16 protein-coding genes and 7 tRNA genes are annotated in these 18,833 nt (G+C 63.8%); 4 read left to right on the top strand and 19 right to left on the bottom strand.

Features of this window, described 5'->3' with window-relative positions; genetic code table 11:
• Window positions 1-8: 8 nt before the first annotated feature.
• The 8 genes from AC1TXO_RS08465 to gltX form a co-directional block, all read right to left on the bottom strand.
• On the bottom strand, window positions 9-548 hold the full coding sequence (locus AC1TXO_RS08465; RefSeq protein ID WP_486405888.1) for a TetR/AcrR family transcriptional regulator: 540 nt from the start codon (window positions 546-548) through the stop codon (window positions 9-11).
• A 164-nt stretch (window positions 549-712) separates the two neighbouring features.
• Window positions 713-788, bottom strand: a tRNA-Glu gene (locus AC1TXO_RS08460).
• 44 nt (window positions 789-832) lie between these two features.
• Window positions 833-908, bottom strand: a tRNA-Ala gene (locus tag AC1TXO_RS08455).
• Between the two features lie 67 nt (window positions 909-975).
• Window positions 976-1,051, bottom strand: a tRNA-Glu gene (locus AC1TXO_RS08450).
• 43 nt (window positions 1,052-1,094) lie between these two features.
• Window positions 1,095-1,170, bottom strand: a tRNA-Ala gene (locus AC1TXO_RS08445).
• A 53-nt stretch (window positions 1,171-1,223) separates the two neighbouring features.
• Window positions 1,224-1,299, bottom strand: a tRNA-Glu gene (locus AC1TXO_RS08440).
• Window positions 1,300-1,371: 72 nt separating this feature from the next.
• Window positions 1,372-1,447 (bottom strand) — tRNA-Ala (locus AC1TXO_RS08435).
• Between the two features lie 244 nt (window positions 1,448-1,691).
• The gene (gene gltX / locus AC1TXO_RS08430; protein WP_486405887.1) at window positions 1,692-3,173 is read right to left on the bottom strand and encodes a glutamate--tRNA ligase; all 1,482 of its coding nucleotides are present in this window, start codon (window positions 3,171-3,173) and stop codon (window positions 1,692-1,694) included.
• 154 nt (window positions 3,174-3,327) lie between these two features.
• Here gltX and AC1TXO_RS08425 point away from each other — a divergent pair, with 154 nt between their 5' ends.
• Window positions 3,328-4,401, top strand: a complete 1,074-nt coding sequence (locus tag AC1TXO_RS08425) for an HlyD family secretion protein (protein WP_486406814.1) — start codon at window positions 3,328-3,330, stop codon at window positions 4,399-4,401.
• Window positions 4,391-5,941 (top strand): MDR family MFS transporter, encoded by a 1,551-nt coding sequence (locus tag AC1TXO_RS08420; RefSeq protein ID WP_486405886.1) that lies wholly within the window; start codon window positions 4,391-4,393, stop codon window positions 5,939-5,941. The genes AC1TXO_RS08425 and AC1TXO_RS08420 overlap by 11 nt, the downstream gene beginning before the upstream one ends.
• 28 nt (window positions 5,942-5,969) lie before the next feature.
• On the opposite strand, the gene uvrB is transcribed toward AC1TXO_RS08420, so the two are convergent.
• The gene (gene uvrB, locus AC1TXO_RS08415; RefSeq protein WP_486405885.1) at window positions 5,970-7,985 is read right to left on the bottom strand and encodes an excinuclease ABC subunit UvrB; all 2,016 of its coding nucleotides are present in this window, start codon (window positions 7,983-7,985) and stop codon (window positions 5,970-5,972) included.
• A gap of 287 nt (window positions 7,986-8,272) precedes the next feature.
• On the opposite strand from uvrB, the gene AC1TXO_RS08410 reads away from it, so the two are divergent.
• Both AC1TXO_RS08410 and AC1TXO_RS08405 read left to right on the top strand, forming a co-directional pair.
• Window positions 8,273-9,469: an amino acid aminotransferase gene (locus AC1TXO_RS08410; RefSeq protein WP_486405884.1), complete on the top strand. Its 1,197-nt coding sequence runs from the start codon at window positions 8,273-8,275 to the stop codon at window positions 9,467-9,469.
• A 62-nt stretch (window positions 9,470-9,531) separates the two neighbouring features.
• A tRNA-Asn gene (locus tag AC1TXO_RS08405) sits at window positions 9,532-9,607 on the top strand.
• Between the two features lie 74 nt (window positions 9,608-9,681).
• On the opposite strand, the gene AC1TXO_RS08400 is transcribed toward AC1TXO_RS08405, so the two are convergent.
• From AC1TXO_RS08400 to fabF, 10 genes are all read right to left on the bottom strand, one after another.
• A complete protein-coding gene (locus AC1TXO_RS08400) occupies window positions 9,682-10,236 on the bottom strand; it encodes a DUF1285 domain-containing protein (protein ID WP_486405883.1) in 555 nt (184 codons plus the stop codon).
• Between the two features lie 10 nt (window positions 10,237-10,246).
• Window positions 10,247-10,852, bottom strand: a complete 606-nt coding sequence (locus AC1TXO_RS08395) for a DUF4823 domain-containing protein (RefSeq protein ID WP_486405882.1) — start codon at window positions 10,850-10,852, stop codon at window positions 10,247-10,249.
• 65 nt (window positions 10,853-10,917) lie between these two features.
• Entirely contained in the window at window positions 10,918-11,886 is a 969-nt protein-coding gene (locus AC1TXO_RS08390; protein WP_486405881.1) for a GTP 3',8-cyclase MoaA, read from the bottom strand.
• A 130-nt stretch (window positions 11,887-12,016) separates the two neighbouring features.
• Window positions 12,017-12,652: a TetR/AcrR family transcriptional regulator gene (locus tag AC1TXO_RS08385; RefSeq protein WP_486405880.1), complete on the bottom strand. Its 636-nt coding sequence runs from the start codon at window positions 12,650-12,652 to the stop codon at window positions 12,017-12,019.
• Between the two features lie 369 nt (window positions 12,653-13,021).
• Complete coding sequence (locus AC1TXO_RS08380; RefSeq protein WP_486405879.1) at window positions 13,022-13,804, bottom strand: TatD family hydrolase; 783 nt, start codon at window positions 13,802-13,804, stop codon at window positions 13,022-13,024.
• Between the two features lie 36 nt (window positions 13,805-13,840).
• A complete protein-coding gene (locus AC1TXO_RS08375; RefSeq protein ID WP_486405878.1) occupies window positions 13,841-14,827 on the bottom strand; it encodes a DNA polymerase III subunit delta' in 987 nt (328 codons plus the stop codon).
• The gene (gene tmk / locus AC1TXO_RS08370; protein ID WP_486405877.1) at window positions 14,820-15,452 is read right to left on the bottom strand and encodes a dTMP kinase; all 633 of its coding nucleotides are present in this window, start codon (window positions 15,450-15,452) and stop codon (window positions 14,820-14,822) included. Before tmk ends, AC1TXO_RS08375 begins: the two co-directional genes overlap by 8 nt.
• Window positions 15,453-15,461: 9 nt before the next feature.
• Window positions 15,462-16,631 (bottom strand): endolytic transglycosylase MltG, encoded by a 1,170-nt coding sequence (gene mltG, locus AC1TXO_RS08365; RefSeq protein WP_486405876.1) that lies wholly within the window; start codon window positions 16,629-16,631, stop codon window positions 15,462-15,464.
• A gap of 3 nt (window positions 16,632-16,634) precedes the next feature.
• Window positions 16,635-17,456, bottom strand: a complete 822-nt coding sequence (gene pabC / locus AC1TXO_RS08360; RefSeq protein WP_486405875.1) for an aminodeoxychorismate lyase — start codon at window positions 17,454-17,456, stop codon at window positions 16,635-16,637.
• Window positions 17,456-18,700, bottom strand: a complete 1,245-nt coding sequence (gene fabF / locus AC1TXO_RS08355) for a beta-ketoacyl-ACP synthase II (RefSeq protein WP_486405874.1) — start codon at window positions 18,698-18,700, stop codon at window positions 17,456-17,458. Before fabF ends, pabC begins: the two co-directional genes overlap by 1 nt.
• Between the last annotated feature and the right edge of the window lie 133 nt (window positions 18,701-18,833).

The raw sequence follows: 18,833 nt of genomic DNA, 5'->3' as shown, positions 1-18,833 counted from the left end.
GCAGTTGCTCAGATGACCGCCGATTTGGCGGCCCGCAGAATACGGTCGGAAAGTTCGCTGGCACCCAGCGCACGCGCCAGCGCCAGGCCCCCCACCATCAGGGCCAGGTCGGCGAACGCCTTGTCGATGTCTTCGGGGCGATCGACCATCTGCGCCGTCATCAGCTCGAGGTGTTCGGCCAGGGTTTCGCGGAACACTTCGGGCAGGCGCTGCATCTCACCCAGCGCATTGGGCAGCGGGCAGGCATGCTCATGGGCGTCGCGGTGCTTGCGAGACAGATAGAACGCGGCAGCCAGCGCACGGCGACCGGCGCCGTCCAGGCTGGGGTCGACCTGGGCCAGCAAGGCGCGCCGCTCACCCAGCAGCTGGTTGAAGGCCTCCAGCATCAATTCCTCCTTGCTGTCGAAGTGGGCGTAGAAGCCGCCCACCGTCAACCCGGCCGCCGACATGACCTGGCCTACGCTGGGGTCGGCCGGCCCCTGTTGAATCAGCGCACTGCAGGCGGCCTCGAGGATGCGTTCCCGGGTCCTGGTCTTCTTGTCGTTCATGACCGACTCCTTGAATATGATGCCTGTAATATTATGCTCATAATATTTTATGGCAAGCAGAATCAGGCACCGTCGGTCGGGCGAAAAATGGGGGATCAGAAAAAACAAAAGGCCCATTCAATAATCGAATGAGCCTTTGAAGTCCCGTAAAACACGGGTAAAAGTGGCGTCCCCTAGGGGACTCGAACCCCTGTTACCGCCGTGAAAGGGCGGTGTCCTAGGCCACTAGACGAAGGGGACGTGAAACCTTCGTGCAGGTTTGCTCATGCAAACCCTGGCAGAATTGGTGGAGCTAAGCGGGATCGAACCGCTGACCTCCTGCATGCCATGCAGGCGCTCTCCCAGCTGAGCTATAGCCCCGAAACAAAACAAAAAGCCCATCCAACAGTCGAATGAGCCTTTCAACCCCGCAAAACGCGGGAAGAAGTGGCGTCCCCTAGGGGACTCGAACCCCTGTTACCGCCGTGAAAGGGCGGTGTCCTAGGCCACTAGACGAAGGGGACGTTGACCTTCGTGCCGACCCGCTTGCGCGAGTCGCGGCAAAATTGGTGGAGCTAAGCGGGATCGAACCGCTGACCTCCTGCATGCCATGCAGGCGCTCTCCCAGCTGAGCTATAGCCCCGGATTTCTAGCCTCGCGGCCCAGCGACATCGTGAAACATCGCTTGTGTGATACTGGCGTCCCCTAGGGGACTCGAACCCCTGTTACCGCCGTGAAAGGGCGGTGTCCTAGGCCACTAGACGAAGGGGACGAACCTTCTTGCCTTCAAGACCCGGTTGCTGGACCCGGTCTTGCTTCACGACCTTGATCGCGAAGCGGAATTTGGTGGAGCTAAGCGGGATCGAACCGCTGACCTCCTGCATGCCATGCAGGCGCTCTCCCAGCTGAGCTATAGCCCCACAATGTCGCTTTGAACCGAAACGCCGGCTGGGTGCCTGGCACTTCGTTTTCGTTCATCGCTGTGGACGGGGCGCATATTAAGATCGGATTGCAGGGCTGTCAAACGAATTCGTGAAAATAATCAAAATTTTTTTCACAGATAACAATCACTTACCGCCCTGCCCTGGCAAAACGGCAGTGTCTGCCCTTGTGGCAGCGGGTTTATCCGCTGCCACAGCCCCTGCCACAAGCATCGGGAGGCTATCAGGCGATGGTCGCCAGCAGCTTTTCCCATTCCTTGTTTTCTTTCTTCGAGACGCCGCCCAGCAACTCCAGCGCCTGGCGCAGACGATAGCGCGTGAGGTCCGGGCCGAGAATTTCCATGGCATCGAGCACCGACACCGAGCTCGCCTGGCCGGAAATCGCGGCGAACATCAGCGGCATGGCATCACGCAGCTTCAATTCCAGGGCATCGACCACCGCCTGGATGCAACCGGTGATGCGCTCTTTCTCCCACTGGCGCAGGCTTTCGAGCTTCCACAGGATCAGCTGCATGACCTGGCGCACCTGGTCGGGCGACAGTTTCTTGTGCTCGAACAGTCTGGCATCGAGCTTGAGCGCACCCTCGAAGAAGAACCCGCCCAGTGGCGCGATCTGGCTGAAGGTCTCGACCCGGCCCTGCACGTGTGGGGCGATCTTCATCATGTAGTCGCTGTTGAACGCCCACTTCTGCACGCGTGCCGCAAATTCTTCCACCGGCAGGTCGCGCAGCCACTGGCCGTTGAGCCACGACAGCTTCTCGATATCGAAGATCGGCCCGCCCAGGGAGACCCGCGACAGGTCGAAATGCTCGACCATTTCGGCCAGGGAGAACTTCTCGCGCTCGTCGGGCATCGACCAGCCCATGCGGCCCAGGTAGTTGAGCATGGCCTCGGGCATGAAGCCCATGCGCTCGTAGAAGGTGACCGAGGTCGGGTTCTTGCGCTTGGACAGCTTGGACTTGTCTGGATTGCGCAGCAGCGGCATGTAGCACAGCTTGGGTTGTTCCCAGCCGAAGTACTCGTAGAGCTTGATCAGCTTCGGCGCCGACGGCAGCCATTCTTCGCCGCGCAGCACGTGGGTGATGCCCATGAGGTGGTCGTCGACCACGTTGGCCAGGAAGTAGGTGGGCAGGCCGTCGTTCTTCATCAGCACCTGCATGTCCATGCGGTCCCACGGGATCTCGACATCGCCGCGCAGCATGTCCGGCACCACGCAGACACCTTCGCTCGGCACCTTCATGCGGATCACGTGGGGCTCGCCGGCAGCCAGGCGGCGCTGCACTTCCTCGGCACTCATCTTCAGCGCACGGCCGTCGTAGCGTGGCGTTTCACCGCGCGCCATCTGCTCGGCGCGCATCTGGTCCAGCTCCTCGGCGGTGCAGAAGCAGTAGAACGCATGGCCGGCGTCGACCAGCTGCCTGGCGTAGCGGGCATAGATCTCGCCACGCTCGCTCTGCCGGTACGGGCCGTGCGGGCCGCCGACGTCCGGGCCTTCGTTCCACTCGATGCCGAGCCAGCGCAGGGCGTCGAAGATCTGCTGTTCCGACTCGCGAGTCGAACGCAACTGGTCGGTGTCTTCGATGCGCAGGATGAACTCGCCGCCGTGCTGCTTGGCGAAGCAGTAGTTGAACAGGGCGATGTAGGCGGTGCCGACATGGGGGTCGCCGGTGGGCGATGGCGCGATACGCGTGCGAACGGTGGTCATGGACAGTCTCGGACGATAGATGAAACAAAGGCAGGATGTTAGCAGGGAGCGGGTAGCGGGCTCCAGCAATGGCGCTATCGTCACTTGTGACGGTGCGTTGCCGAGCTGTTAAATCTGCTTACATTTCTGGAACCATAGTCCCATGTCCGCCACCATGCCCGCCCAACTCAAGCGTCGCCTGCTGATCTTCCTGACCCTGGTGGTGCTGGTCGCCCTCGCCTTCCTCGGCCACTGGTATTTCAAGGGCCGCTTCTACGAGAGCACCGACAACGCCTATGTCCAGGGCGAGATCACCCGCATCTCAAGTCAGCTTGGGGCCAGGATCGACCAGGTACCGGTGGAGGACAACCAGCATGTCAGGCAGGGGGAGTTGCTGGTGCGCCTTGAGGCCTCGGACTTCGAACTGGCGCTGGAACGCGCCCGCGCCGCCCTCGCCACCCGCGAAGCCGAGCGGGTGCAGGCACAGAGCCGGCTGACCCAGCAAGGCAGCCTGATCGCCGCCGGCCAGGCGCAGGTGGCCGCCAACCAGGCCACCCTCGACCGCTCACGCCTTGACCTTGGCCGCGCCCAGGCGCTGCGCAAGCCGGGCTTCGTGTCCGAGGAACGGGTTACCACGCTGGCCGCCGAAAGCCATGTCGCCCGCTCCCAGGTGGACAAGGCCCAGGCCGACCTGCAGAGCCAGCGCCAGCAGGTCGACGCGCTGACCGCCGAACTCAAGCGTCTCGATGCCCAGATCGCCAACGCCCGTGCCGAACTGGCCCAGGCCGAACTGAACCTGACCCGCTGCGAGATCCATGCGCCGATCAGCGGCACCATCGGCCAGCGCAGCGCACGCAACGGCCAGGTGGTCCAGGCCGGTGCCTATCTGCTGTCGATCGTTCCGGACGAGGATATCTGGGTACAGGCCAACTTCAAGGAAACCCAGATCGGCAGGATGCATCCCGGGCAACGCGCCGAACTGACGTTCGACAGCTATCCGGACACGCCGATCGAAGGCCGTGTCGACAGCCTGTTCGCCGCATCCGGAGCGCAGTTCAGCCTGCTGCCCCCCGACAACGCCACCGGCAACTTCACCAAGGTGGTGCAGCGCATACCGGTCAAGCTGGTGTTCAATGCCGACAACCCTCTGCACGGCCGCATTCGCCCGGGCATGTCGGTAACCGCCACCGTCGACCTGCGCGACCGCTCGGCACAGCCGGATCGCAGCGAAGCCAACGATGGCCGGTGACACGCTGCTGCGACCTACCGCCGAGCCGACCCGGCGAGACTGGATCGCGGTGATGAGCGTGATGCTCGGCGCCTTCATGGCCGTGCTGGACATCCAGATCACCAATTCCTCGCTCAAGGATATCCAGGGCGCGCTGTCGGCCACTCTGGAGGAAGGCTCATGGATCTCCACTTCCTACCTGGTGGCGGAAATCATCATGATTCCGTTGACCGCCTGGCTGGTGCAACTGCTGTCGGCAAGGCGTCTGGCCGTGTGGGTGTCGCTGGGGTTCCTGGCCTCTTCGCTGCTGTGCTCGATGGCCTGGAACCTGGAGAGCATGATCGTGTTTCGTGCCCTGCAGGGCTTCACCGGCGGCGCACTGATCCCGCTGGCCTTCACACTGACCTTGATCAAGCTGCCCGAACATCACCGGGCCAAGGGCATGGCGATGTTTGCCATGACCGCCACCTTCGCGCCATCCATCGGCCCGACTCTGGGCGGTTGGCTCACCGAAAACTGGGGATGGGAGTACATCTTCTACATCAATGTTCCGCCGGGCCTGGTGATGATCGCCGGGCTGCTCTACGGGCTGGAGAAGAAGGATGCGCACTGGGAACTGCTCAAGAGCACCGACTACGCCGGCATCGTCACTCTGGGCGTCGGCCTGGGCTGCCTGCAGGTGTTCCTGGAGGAAGGCCATCGCAAGGACTGGCTGGAGTCGAACCTGATCGTCGGCCTGGGCAGCGTGGCCGTGCTGAGCCTGATCACCTTCGTCATCCTCCAGCTTTCGCGAAGCAATCCGCTGATCAACCTGCGCATCCTCGGCAACCGCAACTTTGGGTTGTCGAGCATCGCCAGCCTGGGCATGGGCGTGGGCCTGTATGGCTCGATCTACCTGCTGCCGCTGTACCTGGCGCAGATCCAGGGCTACAACGCCCTGCAGATCGGCGAGGTGATCATGTGGATGGGGGTGCCGCAGCTGTTCCTGATTCCGCTGGTGCCGCAACTGATGAAGGTGATCCCGCCCAAGGTGCTCTGCGCACTCGGCTTCTGCCTGTTCGGCGCCGCCAGCTTCGGCTCGGGCGTGCTCAACCCGGACTTCGCGGGGCCGCAGTTCAACCATATCCAGATCATCAGGGCCTTGGGGCAACCCATGATCATGGTGACCATCTCGCTGATCGCCACGGCCTATATCCAACCGCAGGATGCCGGCTCGGCGTCGAGCCTGTTCAACATCCTGCGCAACCTCGGGGGCGCCATCGGCATCGCCTTGCTGGCGACCCTGCTGGATGCGCGGACCAAGGTGTATTTCGACTACCTGCGCGAAGCGGTGGTGCCCGGCAACCCACAGGTGGCAGAACGGCTCGCGCAGCTCTCCGAGCGCTTGGGCAGCGACACGGCAGCGCTCGGACGCTTGAGCGAAATCACCCACCAGCAGGCGCTGATCATGGCCTACAACGACGCCTTCCACCTGGTGGGGATCGGCCTGGCGGTGAGCATGCTGGCGGTGCTGCTGACCCGCACGCTGCCGCAAGGGCTCAAGGCTGGAGAGGCCCACTGAGCGCCCTCCCGCCTGCAGCCGGGAGCGCTCAGCTGGCGATCAGCCGTGCCCGCAACTGACCGATCTCGTCGCGCAACTGGGCGGCGGCCTCGAACTCCAGGTCGCGGGCCAGCTGGAACATCTTCTCTTCCAGGACCTTGATGCGCTTGGTGATTTCGCCCGGGGTCGCCAGCTCGGCCTCGTAGCGCGCCGCCTCCTCCGCGGCCTTGGCCATGCCCTTGCGCTTCTTGCTGCGGGCGCCGGGCACCGTGGCGCCCTCGAGGATGTCGGTGATGTCCTTGACCACGCCTTTGGGGACGATGCCATTGGCCTCGTTGAAGGCGACCTGCTTGGCCCGTCGCCGCTCGGTTTCGTCGATTGCCCGCTGCATCGAGCCGGTGACCTGGTCGGCGTAGAGGATGGCCTTGCCGTTGAGGTTTCGCGCAGCACGGCCGATGGTCTGGATCAGCGAACGCTCCGAACGCAGGAAGCCTTCCTTGTCGGCGTCGAGAATGGCCACCAGCGACACCTCCGGCATGTCCAGGCCTTCACGCAGCAGGTTGATGCCCACCAGCACGTCGAAGGTTCCCAGGCGCAGGTCGCGGATGATCTCCACCCGCTCCACGGTGTCGATGTCCGAGTGCAGGTAGCGCACCCGCACGTCGTGATCGGCCAGGTAGTCGGTGAGGTCTTCGGCCATGCGCTTGGTCAGGGTCGTGGCGAGCACCCGCTCGCCGACCGCCACGCGCTTGCCGATCTCCGACAGCAGGTCGTCGACCTGGGTGAGCGCCGGACGCACCTCGACCTGCGGATCGACCAGGCCGGTGGGGCGCACCACCTGCTCGACCACCCTGCCGGCATGTTCCGCCTCGTAGGGCCCGGGCGTTGCCGAGACGAAGATGGTCTGCGGGCTGACCGACTCCCACTCGTCGAAACGCATGGGCCGGTTGTCCAGCGCCGAGGGCTGGCGAAAACCATATTCCACCAGGGTTTCCTTGCGCGAACGGTCGCCCTTGTACATGGCTCCCACCTGCGGGACGCTGACATGGGATTCGTCGATCACCAGCAGCGCATCGGCAGGAAGGTAGTCGTAGAGCGTGGGCGGCGGCGCCCCGGCCGGACGGCCGGACAGGTAGCGCGAGTAGTTCTCGATGCCGTTGCAGTAGCCCAGCTCGAGGATCATCTCCAGGTCGAAGCGTGTGCGCTGCTCCAGGCGCTGGGCTTCCACCAGCTTGTTGGCCTTGTTCAGGTATTCCAGGCGCTCGCCAAGCTCCTCCTTGATGCCATCGACCGCCTCGAGCAGGGTTTCACGCGGGGTGACGTAGTGGCTCTTGGGGTAGAAGGTGAAGCGCGGCAGCTTGCGGATCACCTCGCCGGTCAGGGGGTCGAAGGCGGCGATGTTCTCCACCTCGTCGTCGAACAGCTCGATGCGGATGGCCTCGAGGTCCGATTCGGCCGGGAAGATGTCGATCACGTCGCCCCGCACGCGGAAGGTGGCGCGGGCAAAGTCCATCTCGTTGCGGGTGTACTGCAGGTCGGCCAGGCGGCGCAACAACGCCCGCTGGTCGAGCTTGTCGCCGCGATCGACGTGCAGGACCATCTTCAGGTAGGTTTCCGGGCTGCCCAGGCCGTAGATGCAGGATACGGTGGTGACGATGATCGCATCGCGCCGCTCGAGCAGCGCCTTGGTCGCCGACAGGCGCATCTGCTCGATGTGGTCGTTGATCGAGGCGTCCTTCTCGATGAAGGTGTCCGACGATGGCACATAGGCTTCCGGCTGGTAGTAGTCGTAGTAGGAGACGAAGTACTCCACCGCGTTGTTCGGGAAGAAGGCCTTGAACTCGCCGTACAGCTGGGCAGCCAGCGTCTTGTTCGGCGCCAGCACCATGGTCGGGCGCTGCACCTGCTGGATGACGTTGGCGATGCTGAAGGTCTTGCCTGAACCGGTCACGCCGAGCAGCGTCTGGTGCGAAAGCCCCGCCTCGATCCCTTCGACCATCAGGCGGATGGCCTCGGGCTGGTCGCCGGCCGGCTGGAAGCGGGTGACGAGCTGGAATTCGGACATGACGGACCTCGTGAATGTCGCGGCAACTGTAAATTTAGCCAGTAGTCTATACGCAAAATGACGCGTCGGGGTGGCCTTCGCCCTGGCAGATGTGAACGCTCATTGCAGTGGACCGGGCAATTCGACCAATGGTCGAAAAATATTTGCGCAAAGCGCCTGAAAAGCTGCGCCAGAGTGTCGCAGTGACCGACCGGTATCACTATACTGACTCCCCGTTTGCACCGCTTCAGTGCACTGGGCTGGAGGGTGCTTCTCCTATCACTCTCCAATTCAGAGCCAAGGTAACAATGAGCCTGTTTTCCGCTGTCGAGCTGGCACCCCGCGACCCTATCCTGGGCCTCAACGAAGCATTCAACGCCGACCCACGTACCGACAAGGTCAACCTGGGCGTGGGCGTCTACTGCAATGAGGAAGGCCGCATCCCGCTGTTGCGCGCGGTGATCGAAGCCGAAACCCAGCGTGTCGCCCAACATGCCTCCCGCGGCTACCTGCCGATCGACGGTATCGCAGCCTACGACCAGGCCGTGCAGAAGCTGCTGTTCGGTGCCGAATCGCCGCTGCTGGCCGCTGGCCGCGTGGTGACCGTGCAGGCCGTCGGCGGTACTGGCGCCCTGAAGATCGGTGCCGACTTCCTCAAGCGCCTGTCGCCCAACGCCGTGGTCGCCATCAGCGACCCGAGTTGGGAAAACCACCGCGCGCTGTTCGAGACTGCCGGCTTCCCGGTGCAGAACTACCGTTACTACGACGCCCCGAGCAACGACGTCAACCGCGCCGGCATGCTCGAAGACCTGAAGGCCCTGCCCTCGGGCTCCATCGTCGTCCTGCACGCCTGCTGCCACAACCCGACCGGCGTCGACCTGTCGCTCGACGACTGGAAGAACGTGCTGGAAGTGGTCAAGGCCAAGGGCCATGTCCCGTTCCTCGACATGGCCTACCAGGGCTTTGGCGACGGCATTGCCGAAGACGCCTTCGCCGTGCGCCTGTTCGCCGAGTCGGGCCTGGACTTCTTCGTTTCCAGCTCGTTCTCCAAGTCGTTCTCGCTGTATGGCGAGCGTGTCGGCGCACTGTCGATCGTCACCGCCTCGAAAGACGAGAGCACCCGCGTGCTGTCGCAGGTCAAGCGGGTGATCCGCACCACCTACTCCAACCCGCCGACCCACGGTGCCACCATCGTCGCCACCGTGCTCAACAGCCCGGAACTGCGCCAGATGTGGGAAACCGAGCTGGGCGAGATGCGCGAACGCATCCACGGCATGCGCAAGCAGATGGTTGCGCTGTTGGCCGAATACGGTGCCAACCGTGACTTCAGCTTCGTCGGCCGTCAGGTCGGCATGTTCTCCTACTCCGGCCTGACCGTAGAACAGGTGGCACGCCTGAAAAACGACTTCGGCATCTATGCCCTGGACACCGGCCGCATCGCGGTCGCGGCACTCAACCAGAGCAACATCCACGTGGTCACCAAGGCCATCGTCGAAGTGCTGTAAGCGCTTGATTTGCCAAGGGGCAGGTTGACTTCCCCTTGGCATTCAGTAAGATACGTGCAGATTCCGCGATAGCTCAGTCGGTAGAGCAAATGACTGTTAATCATTGGGTCCCTGGTTCGAGTCCAGGTCGCGGAGCCAGATACTGAAAAACCTCCAGATGCGCAAGCACTGGAGGTTTTTTGTTGTCGGTCATTCGCGTGCGAAACAGTGGCCTACTGGCTGCGACCAATGGGGTAGAACTGCCCATGGCTCCAGACCCCCAGCCACTCCTGACCGTCGATCACCCGCGGCACCGCCAGTTCCACCAGTTGGTAGAACACGTTGCGATGGATCAGCGCCTCGAGGTTGCTGCGCATCAGCAGGTAGGGCGAAGGCTCCTGGGTCGCAGGATCGATCTCCACCCGCAGCGGATGCTCGGGCCCCGCCTCGACCTGATCCTCGACATTGCTGGTGAAACGCAGGACCTGCCCTTCACCACTGCCTTCGGCCTCCAGCAGGACAGCCACGAAAGGCGCATCATCGACACGGATACCGACCTTCTCCACCGGCGTCACCAGGAAGTAGTCGTCGCCGTCGCGGCGGATGATGGTGGAGAACAGCCGCACCATCGGCTTGCGCCCGATCGGCGTGCCCAGGTAGTACCAGGTCCCGTCGCGGGCGATGCGCATGTCGATGTCGCCGCAGAAATCGGGGTTCCACAGGTGCACGGGGGGCAAGCCCTTGCCGCTGGGGATCTGCGCCAGAAGATCGTTGGCCTTGCCCGTCATCACCTGCTCCTCAACGACTCATGCCCAGAAGGCTACGAGCGTACTCGCGCATGGGCGCCGCGAGCAAATCCTGCGGGGTGTTGTCGTGGAACGTCAACAAACCGCCACGGCTCTTGATGCGCGCCGTGTCGATCAGGTAGCGGGTGCTGGTTTCGATCAGCATCATCTGCACCACGCCGGTGTCCCAACCCAGGCGGTCGACCGCCTGTTCGTCATACCATTCATCACCATTGCCGATACGGTCGTCGGTGCGGGCGAAACGGGTGTAGAGCACATAGTGCGCCCCTACCGAGCGGGCTTCGGCGATGGCGTCCTCGAGCCCCAGTGGCGCCCTGGCGCGACGCACCAGCGGGAAGTACTCGACGAAACTCTTGAAGGCTTCCTCGGCCACGGCATTCTGTTGCGGCACCGGCCCTTTGCCCGGCGGCACGAAGGCCCCCTGGCCGATGAAAATGAAGGAGTCGGGCTGCAGACGGACCGACAGGCTGCGGGTGGTGTCGCTGTGGTCGAGCAGACCGGCATCGCTCATCTGATAGCGAACGCCCTCGCCCATGTCGCTGACTTTCATGCAGCCGCCCAACGCCATCAGCGCCAGCAGCAAGACCAGGCTACGCATCTTTCCTCCAGTGGCCGGTGACGAAAAACCGGCGAATAGCCGCCAGATGCAGCTTTTGCGCCAGCTCAGCCGCCGATCACCTTCATCACCGTCACGCCCCCGGAAAATGCCAGTTCCTGCTTGTCGGCAAGGGCCCGCACGAGCAGGCGCTGGATTGCCGGAAGCGCCTGGTGGCGGGGCTTGTCGAGCAGTTCGCCGAGGAAGTGGCGATTGCCCGAAGACAAGCAGCCATGCAGCCAGCCGGTGGAAGACAGTCGCAGGCGCGAACAGGTCCTGCAGAAAGGCACGCTTTCGTTGGCGATCACGCCAAAATACCCTTTGCCGGGGATCCGGTAGCGCAGCGCAGTGGCGTCCAGCGCTGCCGGCGCCTGCTGGAAGTCATGCTGTTCACCGATCTGCTGCAGGAGCTGTTCGAGCCCGATGAACTGCTGGACAAAGGCGTTGTTGTCACGGGCCAGGTGCCCCATGCGCATCAGTTCGATGAAACGCAACTCGTAGCCACGCGCCAGACAGTAGTCGAGCAGCGGCAGGACCTGCTCGAGGTTCTGCCCGCGCATCGGCACCATGTTGACCTTGATGCGCATGCCCGCCGCGCTCGCCTGCTCCATGCCCTGCAACACGCTCGCAAGGTCACCGCCACGGGCAATGCGGCGAAACGCAGAGGGGTCGAGGGTATCGAGGGATACGTTGAGCCGGGCAATCCCGGCACGGCGCAACAGCGGGAGCTTGCGGCTGAGCAACTGACCATTGGTGGTCAGGGCGATATCCTTCAGCCCCAGACTGCCTATTGCGTCCAGAAAGCCTTCCAGGCGCGGGCTGAGCAAAGGCTCGCCGCCGGTGATGCGCAACCGCTCGATTCCGGCAGCCTCGACCAGGTAGCCCACCGCACGGGCCAGTGCGTCGGCCGACAACTCATCCTGTGCTGCCACCAGACGCTTGCCGTCAGGTACGCAGTAGCTGCAGGCGTAGTTGCACGCGGCTGTCAGGCTGACCCGCAGATTGCGGAAACGCCTGCCTTGACGATCGACGATCATGGATGACTCCGGCATGAGAAGAAGCGAGCCGGCAAAACTTGACTCAAAGATCAGGTTTTTGCAAGCATTGCTGCCGAAGCTTTATCGAGACGCGGGTGCCGTGCCCCGGGCACAGCACCACGCAGAGGCTTCAGTTCGCCGGTTCCGGGTCGCGCTTGCGCTTGTTGCCCATGCGCACGCCGATGTCCATGAGGAACTGGAAGAAGCCTTCCTGGTCTTCCAGGACGTTGCTCCAGAACGGCGAGTGATACAGCGCGACGGCGCCGTGCACCAGCGCCCAGGCCGCGCAGTAGTGGAAGTAAGGCGGCACATCCTCGAGCTTGCCTTCACTGATCCGTCCCTTGATCAGCTGGGTGAGGCGTTCGAAGTTCGACGCACGGATGCTGTGCAGTTGCTCGACCATCTCAGGTACCTGGTTGCCCTTGACCACTTTCTCTTCGAGGCGGTCGAACAAGCGGTAGCGCTGCGGGTCGCGCATGCGGAATTCGAAATAGGCGCGCGACAGTGCTTCCTTGTCGCGGTCGACGTCGTCCGAATGCAACAGGGCATTCAAATCGCGCTCGTAGTCGAGCATCAGGCGCAGGTAGATCTCGGCCTTGGACTTGAAGTGCTTGTAGATCGTGCCTTTGCCGATACCGACAGCGTCGGCGATCATCTCGACGGTGACACTGTCTTCACCCTGTTCGAGGAACAGCTTGAGCGCCGTGTCGAGGATCTCTTGTTCGCGACGGCGAAACTCACGGACCTTACGAGGTTCTTTCTGCATAGGAAGGACTGGGATGACAATCGAAGCGGATTATTATGCCTAAGTACTGACAAATTGCACGGATCTTCCACTCATGTCTGTGTTTCACGGTGAGTGAGGCGCAGATCGCCCAGTAAAAGGCAGATCCGCCACCTGGCATGCAGCGAAGGCCCAACAGGCCCTCGGCGTATTCCAAATCTGTTTAAAAAACGATCAATCAAGGCTGGCAGAGTGCCAAAGCTGACCAATACTTGAAGTGTTGGTGCGGCGCATCCCCCCAAGTGGCGCGCCAATAAAGGCATCCAGGGACCGCGTGCCTTTGTTTTACTCCTAATGGTCTTAACCCGGATTCCTCCCCCAGAACCCGGGTTTTTTTTGCTCGCGCGCCTGTCAGGCGACCCGGGCCAGGGGGAACAGCCGCTTGAAGTTGGCAGTGGTCTGCTCGGCCAGTTGCGCGTAACCGATACCGCGCAGCGAGGCCACGTACTCGGCGACTTCCCGCACGTACTGCGGCAGGTTGGGCTTGCCGCGATACGGAATCGGCGCCAGGTACGGCGAGTCGGTCTCCACCAGCAAGCGGTCGCTCGGCACCTGGCGGGCAACGTCGCGCAGGGCATCGGCATTGCGGAAGGTGACGATTCCCGAAAGCGAGATGTAGTAACCCAGGTCCAGCGCCGCCCGGGCCATGTCCCAGTCTTCGGTGAAGCAGTGCAGCACGCCCGCCTGCGGCAAGCTGGCCTCGCGCAACAGCGCCAGGGTGTCGGCCCGCGCCGCACGGGTGTGGACGATCACCGGCTTGCCGGTCTGGCGCGAGGCCTCCAGGTGCAGACGGAACGAAGCCTGCTGCAGCTCGGCAGCCTCGGGCTCGTAGTGATAGTCGAGCCCCGTCTCGCCGATGGCGACCACGTGCGGATGCGCCAGCTCACGCAGCAGCCACTCCAGCGCAGGGGTTTCACCCGGCGCCAGGTCGAGCGGGTGCACACCCACCGAGCAGTCGACATCGCGGTACTGCTCGCTCAAGGCCTTGACCGCACCGGCGTTATCGGCGCTCACACCGATGCACAGGAAGTGCCCCACCCCCCGTTCGCGCGCGGCCTGCAGGGCAGCATCGAGCGAGCCGCCATGGGCGCTCAGGTCAAGTCGGTCAAGGTGGCAATGGGAATCTACGAGCATGGGATCACGACACAGGATAAAGGGAACGATGGGGAATCAACGGGCACCTGGCAACTGCAGCCAGTGCGCCAGCAGTGCCTCGAGCAGCAGCACGCGATTGAGGTTGGCCTTGCCCAGGACCTTCTGGCGCTGCTCGAGAATCCACGCCTGGACTTCGAGCACCCTGCCCTGCCGACTCTTCTGCGCAAGGTATTGTACGACCTTGCGCATGTCGGCCAGGCCCAGGCCTTCCTCGTCCTGGGTCAATTGATAGCGCAGGACCAGGTGTGACCAATCACAGAACCAGTCGAACAGCAGCAGCAGTGGCACGTCTTTCCAGGCCTCGGCCAGCTGGCTGGGCGTCTGCTGCTGCTTGAGCAGTTTCTTCACCCCGTCGGTGACCTGCGCACGCTGCTCGCGCACGCCTTGGGCCTGCAGGCCGAGTGCCATCAATGGCGAGCCCGCGGCCAGGGTCAGCAACTCGTCACGTTCGGCCTGCTCCAGGTCTGGCAGGGCCGTGGCCAGCCAGGCCTGACTCTGGGCACGCGTGGGTTGCGCACAGGCGACCTGCTGGCAGCGGCTCTTGATGGTCGGCAGCAGCCGGCTGGGCTGGTGGCTGACCAGCAGCAGGACGGTGTCGCCGGACGGCTCTTCGAGGCTCTTGAGCAAGGCGTTCGAGGCATTGACGTTCATCGCCTCGACCGGCTCGATCAGCACCACCTTGCGTCCACCCAGTTGCGCGGTCTGGACCACGAACGACACCAGCTCGCGGACCTGGTCGACCTTGATCGGCTTGTCGGCCTCTTCCGGCTCCAGCACGAAGTTGTCCGGATGGCTTCCGGCCTTGAGCAGCAGGCAGGACTTGCACTGGCCACAAGCATCGAGCCCCTGCGGCTGCTGGCACAGCAGGCGAGCCATCAGGCGCTCGGCCATGGCCCGCTTGCCGATGCCCTGCGGCCCGTGCAGCAGGTAGGCGTGGGCGTGCTGGCTGCGTCCGGCCAGTTGCTGCCAGAGCGCCTGCTGCCAGGGGAAGGCTTCAGCCACGGCAACGCTCCAGGATGCCCGGCAGCAGGGTGTCGATGGCGCGCTGCACCGCTTCGAGCGGCTGCGCGGCATCCAGCAGGCTGTAGCGCTGCGGCGCCTGTGCGGCACGTTGCAGGTACGCCTGGCGCACGGCTTCGAAGAAGGCCTGGCCTTCCTGCTCGAAGCGGTCCAGGCGACCGCGGGCCGCAGCACGGGCAAGACCGACCTCCACCGGCAGGTCGAAGACCAGGGTCAGGTCGGGGCGCAAGTCACCCTGGACGAAGGTTTCCAGCGTGGCGATACGCGCCACCGACAGGCCGCGGCCACCGCCCTGGTAGGCGTAGGTGGCATCGGTGAAACGGTCGCACAGTACCACCGCACCGCGGGCCAGCGCCGGGCGGATCACCTCGGCCAGGTGCTGGGCACGGGCGGCGAACATCAGCAGCAGCTCGGTATCGACCGCCATGGCTTCATCGCTGGGATCGAGCAGCAGCTCGCGAATCCGCTCGGCGAGCGGAGTACCGCCGGGTTCACGGGTCATGACCACGTCCACGCCCTGCTCGCGCAGACGCGCGGCCAGGTAATCGCGGTTGGTGCTCTTGCCCGCGCCTTCGGGGCCTTCCAGGGTGATGAACAAACCGCTCACGGGCATTCCTTACTGTTGTTCGGTGGGCGCCGGCGCATCGCCAGGCGCGGTATCTTGGGCGGGTTCGGCCGGCCCGATGCCGGGCGGCTCGCTGGACGGCGACGCATCGTCGATCGGCGCCTGCTCACCCGCAGCCTCCGGCGCACGCGGCGCCGGGCTGGAGCGATAGTCGGCACGGCGCTTGAGCTGATACTCGCGCACTGCCGTGTTGTGGTCATCCAGATCGTCGGAGAACACATGGCTGCCATCGCCGCGTGCGACGAAATACAGGCTGGTGCCAGCAGACGGATTCAGCGCGGCGTGGATCGCCTCGCGTCCGACCATGGCGATCGGGGTCGGCGGCAGACCGGTCATCGTGTAGGTGTTGTAGGGCGTGGGCGTGCGCAGGTCGGCACGGGTGATCCTGCCGTTGTAGCGCTCGCCCATGCCGTAGATCACGGTCGGGTCGGTCTGCAGCATCATGCCCAGGCCCAGTCGGCGGACGAACACCCCGGCAATCTGCCCGCGCTCCTGGGGAATACCGGTTTCCTTTTCCACCAGCGACGCCATGATCAACGCCTGGTACGGGTCGCGATACGGCAGGTCGGTGCTGCGCTGCGCCCACTCCTTGGCCAGCACTTCTTCAAGGCGCATGTAGGCCTGCTGCAGCAGTTCGACATCGCTCATGCCGCGCACGAAACGGTAGGTGTCCGGGAAGAAACGCCCCTCGGGGAAGACCCCGGCATGGCCGAGCCTGTCCATCACCTCGCTGTCGGACAGCCCGTCGAGCGTGTGCTTGACCTTCTCGTGCCTGGCCACCGCAGCGCGCACCTGGCGGAACGTCCAGCCTTCGACCAGCGTCAGGTTGTACTGCACCACATCGCCACGGCGCCAGGCATCGAACAAGGTTTCGACGGTCATACCCGGGGTCAGGCGATACTCGCCGGTGTGCAGCGCGGTACCGGCCATGTTGAAGCGCCAGTACAGACGCAACCAGAAGGCGTCGTCGAGCAGCCCTTCGCTCTGCATGCGATAGAACATGCGGTTGGGGTTGGTGCCATTGGGCACGTCGAGCAGGCGCTCTTCGGTGACGTGCAGTGGCTGCTCCAGAACCGAGTTGACCTTCCAGGCCGACCAGCCCACGGCCAGGCCGGCCAGGATCAGGGCCATTTCCAGCAGCAGCAGGAATTTGCGTCTCACGAATCAGGTATCCAGTAACGTACGGGCAACGGCCTGCAGTTTACGGGTGAGTGGCCCGGTCGGCCAGTCGAGGTTGAGCGCAGCGACACTGCGCACGGGCCAGATTCCATACACGCTGTTGCAGACGAACACTTCGTCGGCCTGCTCAAGGTCAGCTGGCAGCAGGTCTCGCACCTGGACCTCGATCCCCTGGGCGGGGGCTTCGTCCAGCAGCGCAGCGCGCATGACACCGGCCACGCCACAGTGGCTCAGGTCGGCGGTCAGCAGTACGCCATCGCGGATCAGGAACAGATTGCTGTAGACGCCTTCGATCAGATGCCCCTGCACATCGCGCATCAGGCCCTCGGCACAGGCAGGGTCCTGCCATTCGGCACGCGCCAGTACCTGTTCCAGGCGGTTGAGGTGCTTGAGACCGGCGAGCAGCGGCTGCCGGGCCAGGCGCGTCTGGCAGTCGAACAGAGCGATGCCCTGCTCGGCATTGGCTGCAGGATAGGCAGGCAGCGGGCTGCCCTGGAGAATTCTTCGGGCCGCGGCCCCGACGGCCGGCGCATAGCCACGCTGGCTGTCACCGCGAGTGACGATCAGCTTGGCCACACCCTCACCGAGCTGGCCGGCATAAGCCAGCAGTTCTTCGCGAACCTGCAACGGATCGATATCGATCGCCAGACGCTGGCAACCCAGCGCAAGCCGGTCGATATGCCGTTGCAGCAGGCTAGGCCTGCCGCCACGCACGGCGATGGTCTCGAACAGACCATCGCCGTAGGCCAGGCCGCGGTTCTGCAGGTTGACTGCAGTCGCCGGCTGGCCGTCGATCCAGCTGTGCATCAATCGGCGAACCGGCGGAATACCAGCGAACCGTTGGTGCCGCCAAAACCGAAGGAGTTGGACAGCACCACATCGATCGGCATGCTGCGCGCCTGATGCGGTACGAAGTCCAGATCGCAGCCCTCGTCCGGCTCGTCCAGGTTGATGGTCGGCGGCGCCATCTGGCTGTTGATCGCCAGTACGCTGAAGATCGCCTCCACTGCACCGGCGGCGCCCAGCAGGTGGCCGGTCATCGACTTGGTGGAGCTCACTGCCAGCTTGTAGGCATGCTCGCCGAATACCCGCTTGATCGCGGCAACTTCGGCGATGTCGCCGGCCGGCGTGGAAGTGCCATGGGCATTGATGTAGCTGACGTCTTCAGGCTGCACGCCGGCATCGCGCAGGGCGTTGACCATGCAGCGCGCAGCGCCGTCGCCGGTGTCAGGCGGCGAGGTCATGTGGAATGCATCGCCACTCATGCCAAAGCCGACCAGCTCGGCATAGATGGTCGCGCCCCGCGCCTTGGCGTGCTCGAGCTCCTCGAGCACCAGCGCACCGGCGCCGTCGGAAAGCACGAAGCCATCACGGCCTTTGTCCCAGGGACGGCTGGCACGGGTTGGCTCGTCATTGCGCGTGGACAGCGCCCGCGAAGCGCCAAAGCCGCCCATGCCCAGGCCGCAGGCGGCCATTTCGGCCCCGCCGGCGATCATCACGTCGGCTTCGCCGTAGGCGATGTTGCGCGCGGCCATGCCAATGCAGTGGGTGCCGGTGGTGCAGGCAGTGGAGATGGCGTAGTTGGGGCCCTGCAATCCCAGGTGGATCGACAGGAAGCCGGAGATCATGTTGATGATCGAACCGGGCACGAAGAACGGTGAAATCCGCCGTGGCCCCTGCTCGTGCAGGGTTCGGCTGGTGTCTTCGATGTTGGTCAGGCCGCCGATGCCCGAACCCATGGCCACGCCGATGCGCTCGCGATTGGCGTCGGTCACTTCCAGCCCGGCATTGCGCACCGCCTGGAAACCGGCTGCCAGGCCGTACTGGATGAACAGGTCAAGCTTGCGAGCTTCCTTGGCCGACAGGTACTGCTCGACCTCGAAGCCCTTCACCGAGCCGCCAAAACGGGTGGAGTAGGCACTCAGGTCCGTGTGTTCGATCGGACCGATGCCACTGCGGCCAGCCAGAATGCCCTGCCAGGTGCTTGGTACATCAGTACCCAGTGGCGACAGCATACCCATACCGGTGACCACGACGCGTCTACGCGACACAGCACTCTCCTTTTCTAATAACAGAGTCTCTTGCCATTGCATTGAACGCAGCGCAATGAAATGGCAACAGGCTCTCGATCGCCCGGGGAACGACGCAGGTGGCTCGCAAAGAAAAAACCGCACGCCGGCAAAG

Source organism: Pseudomonas sp. FA117 (assembly GCF_057370475.1).
The sequence above is the reverse complement of the archived record's forward strand: the minus strand, read 5'-3'. Positions and strand labels throughout refer to the sequence as shown.

Excerpts from the sequence above, each read along its gene's own strand:
- AC1TXO_RS08465 (WP_486405888.1), bottom strand. The coding sequence starts at position 548 with ATGAACGACAAGAAGACCAGGACCCGGGAACGCATCCTCGAGGCCGCC.
- gltX (WP_486405887.1), bottom strand. The coding sequence starts at position 3,173 with ATGACCACCGTTCGCACGCGTATCGCGCCATCGCCCACCGGCGACCCC.
- AC1TXO_RS08425 (WP_486406814.1), top strand. The coding sequence starts at position 3,328 with ATGCCCGCCCAACTCAAGCGTCGCCTGCTGATCTTCCTGACCCTGGTG.
- AC1TXO_RS08420 (WP_486405886.1), top strand. The coding sequence starts at position 4,391 with ATGGCCGGTGACACGCTGCTGCGACCTACCGCCGAGCCGACCCGGCGA.
- uvrB (WP_486405885.1), bottom strand. The coding sequence starts at position 7,985 with ATGTCCGAATTCCAGCTCGTCACCCGCTTCCAGCCGGCCGGCGACCAG.
- AC1TXO_RS08410 (WP_486405884.1), top strand. The coding sequence starts at position 8,273 with ATGAGCCTGTTTTCCGCTGTCGAGCTGGCACCCCGCGACCCTATCCTG.
- AC1TXO_RS08400 (WP_486405883.1), bottom strand. The coding sequence starts at position 10,236 with ATGACGGGCAAGGCCAACGATCTTCTGGCGCAGATCCCCAGCGGCAAG.
- AC1TXO_RS08395 (WP_486405882.1), bottom strand. The coding sequence starts at position 10,852 with ATGCGTAGCCTGGTCTTGCTGCTGGCGCTGATGGCGTTGGGCGGCTGC.
- AC1TXO_RS08390 (WP_486405881.1), bottom strand. The coding sequence starts at position 11,886 with ATGATCGTCGATCGTCAAGGCAGGCGTTTCCGCAATCTGCGGGTCAGC.
- AC1TXO_RS08385 (WP_486405880.1), bottom strand. The coding sequence starts at position 12,652 with ATGCAGAAAGAACCTCGTAAGGTCCGTGAGTTTCGCCGTCGCGAACAA.
- AC1TXO_RS08380 (WP_486405879.1), bottom strand. The coding sequence starts at position 13,804 with ATGCTCGTAGATTCCCATTGCCACCTTGACCGACTTGACCTGAGCGCC.
- pabC (WP_486405875.1), bottom strand. The coding sequence starts at position 17,456 with ATGCACAGCTGGATCGACGGCCAGCCGGCGACTGCAGTCAACCTGCAG.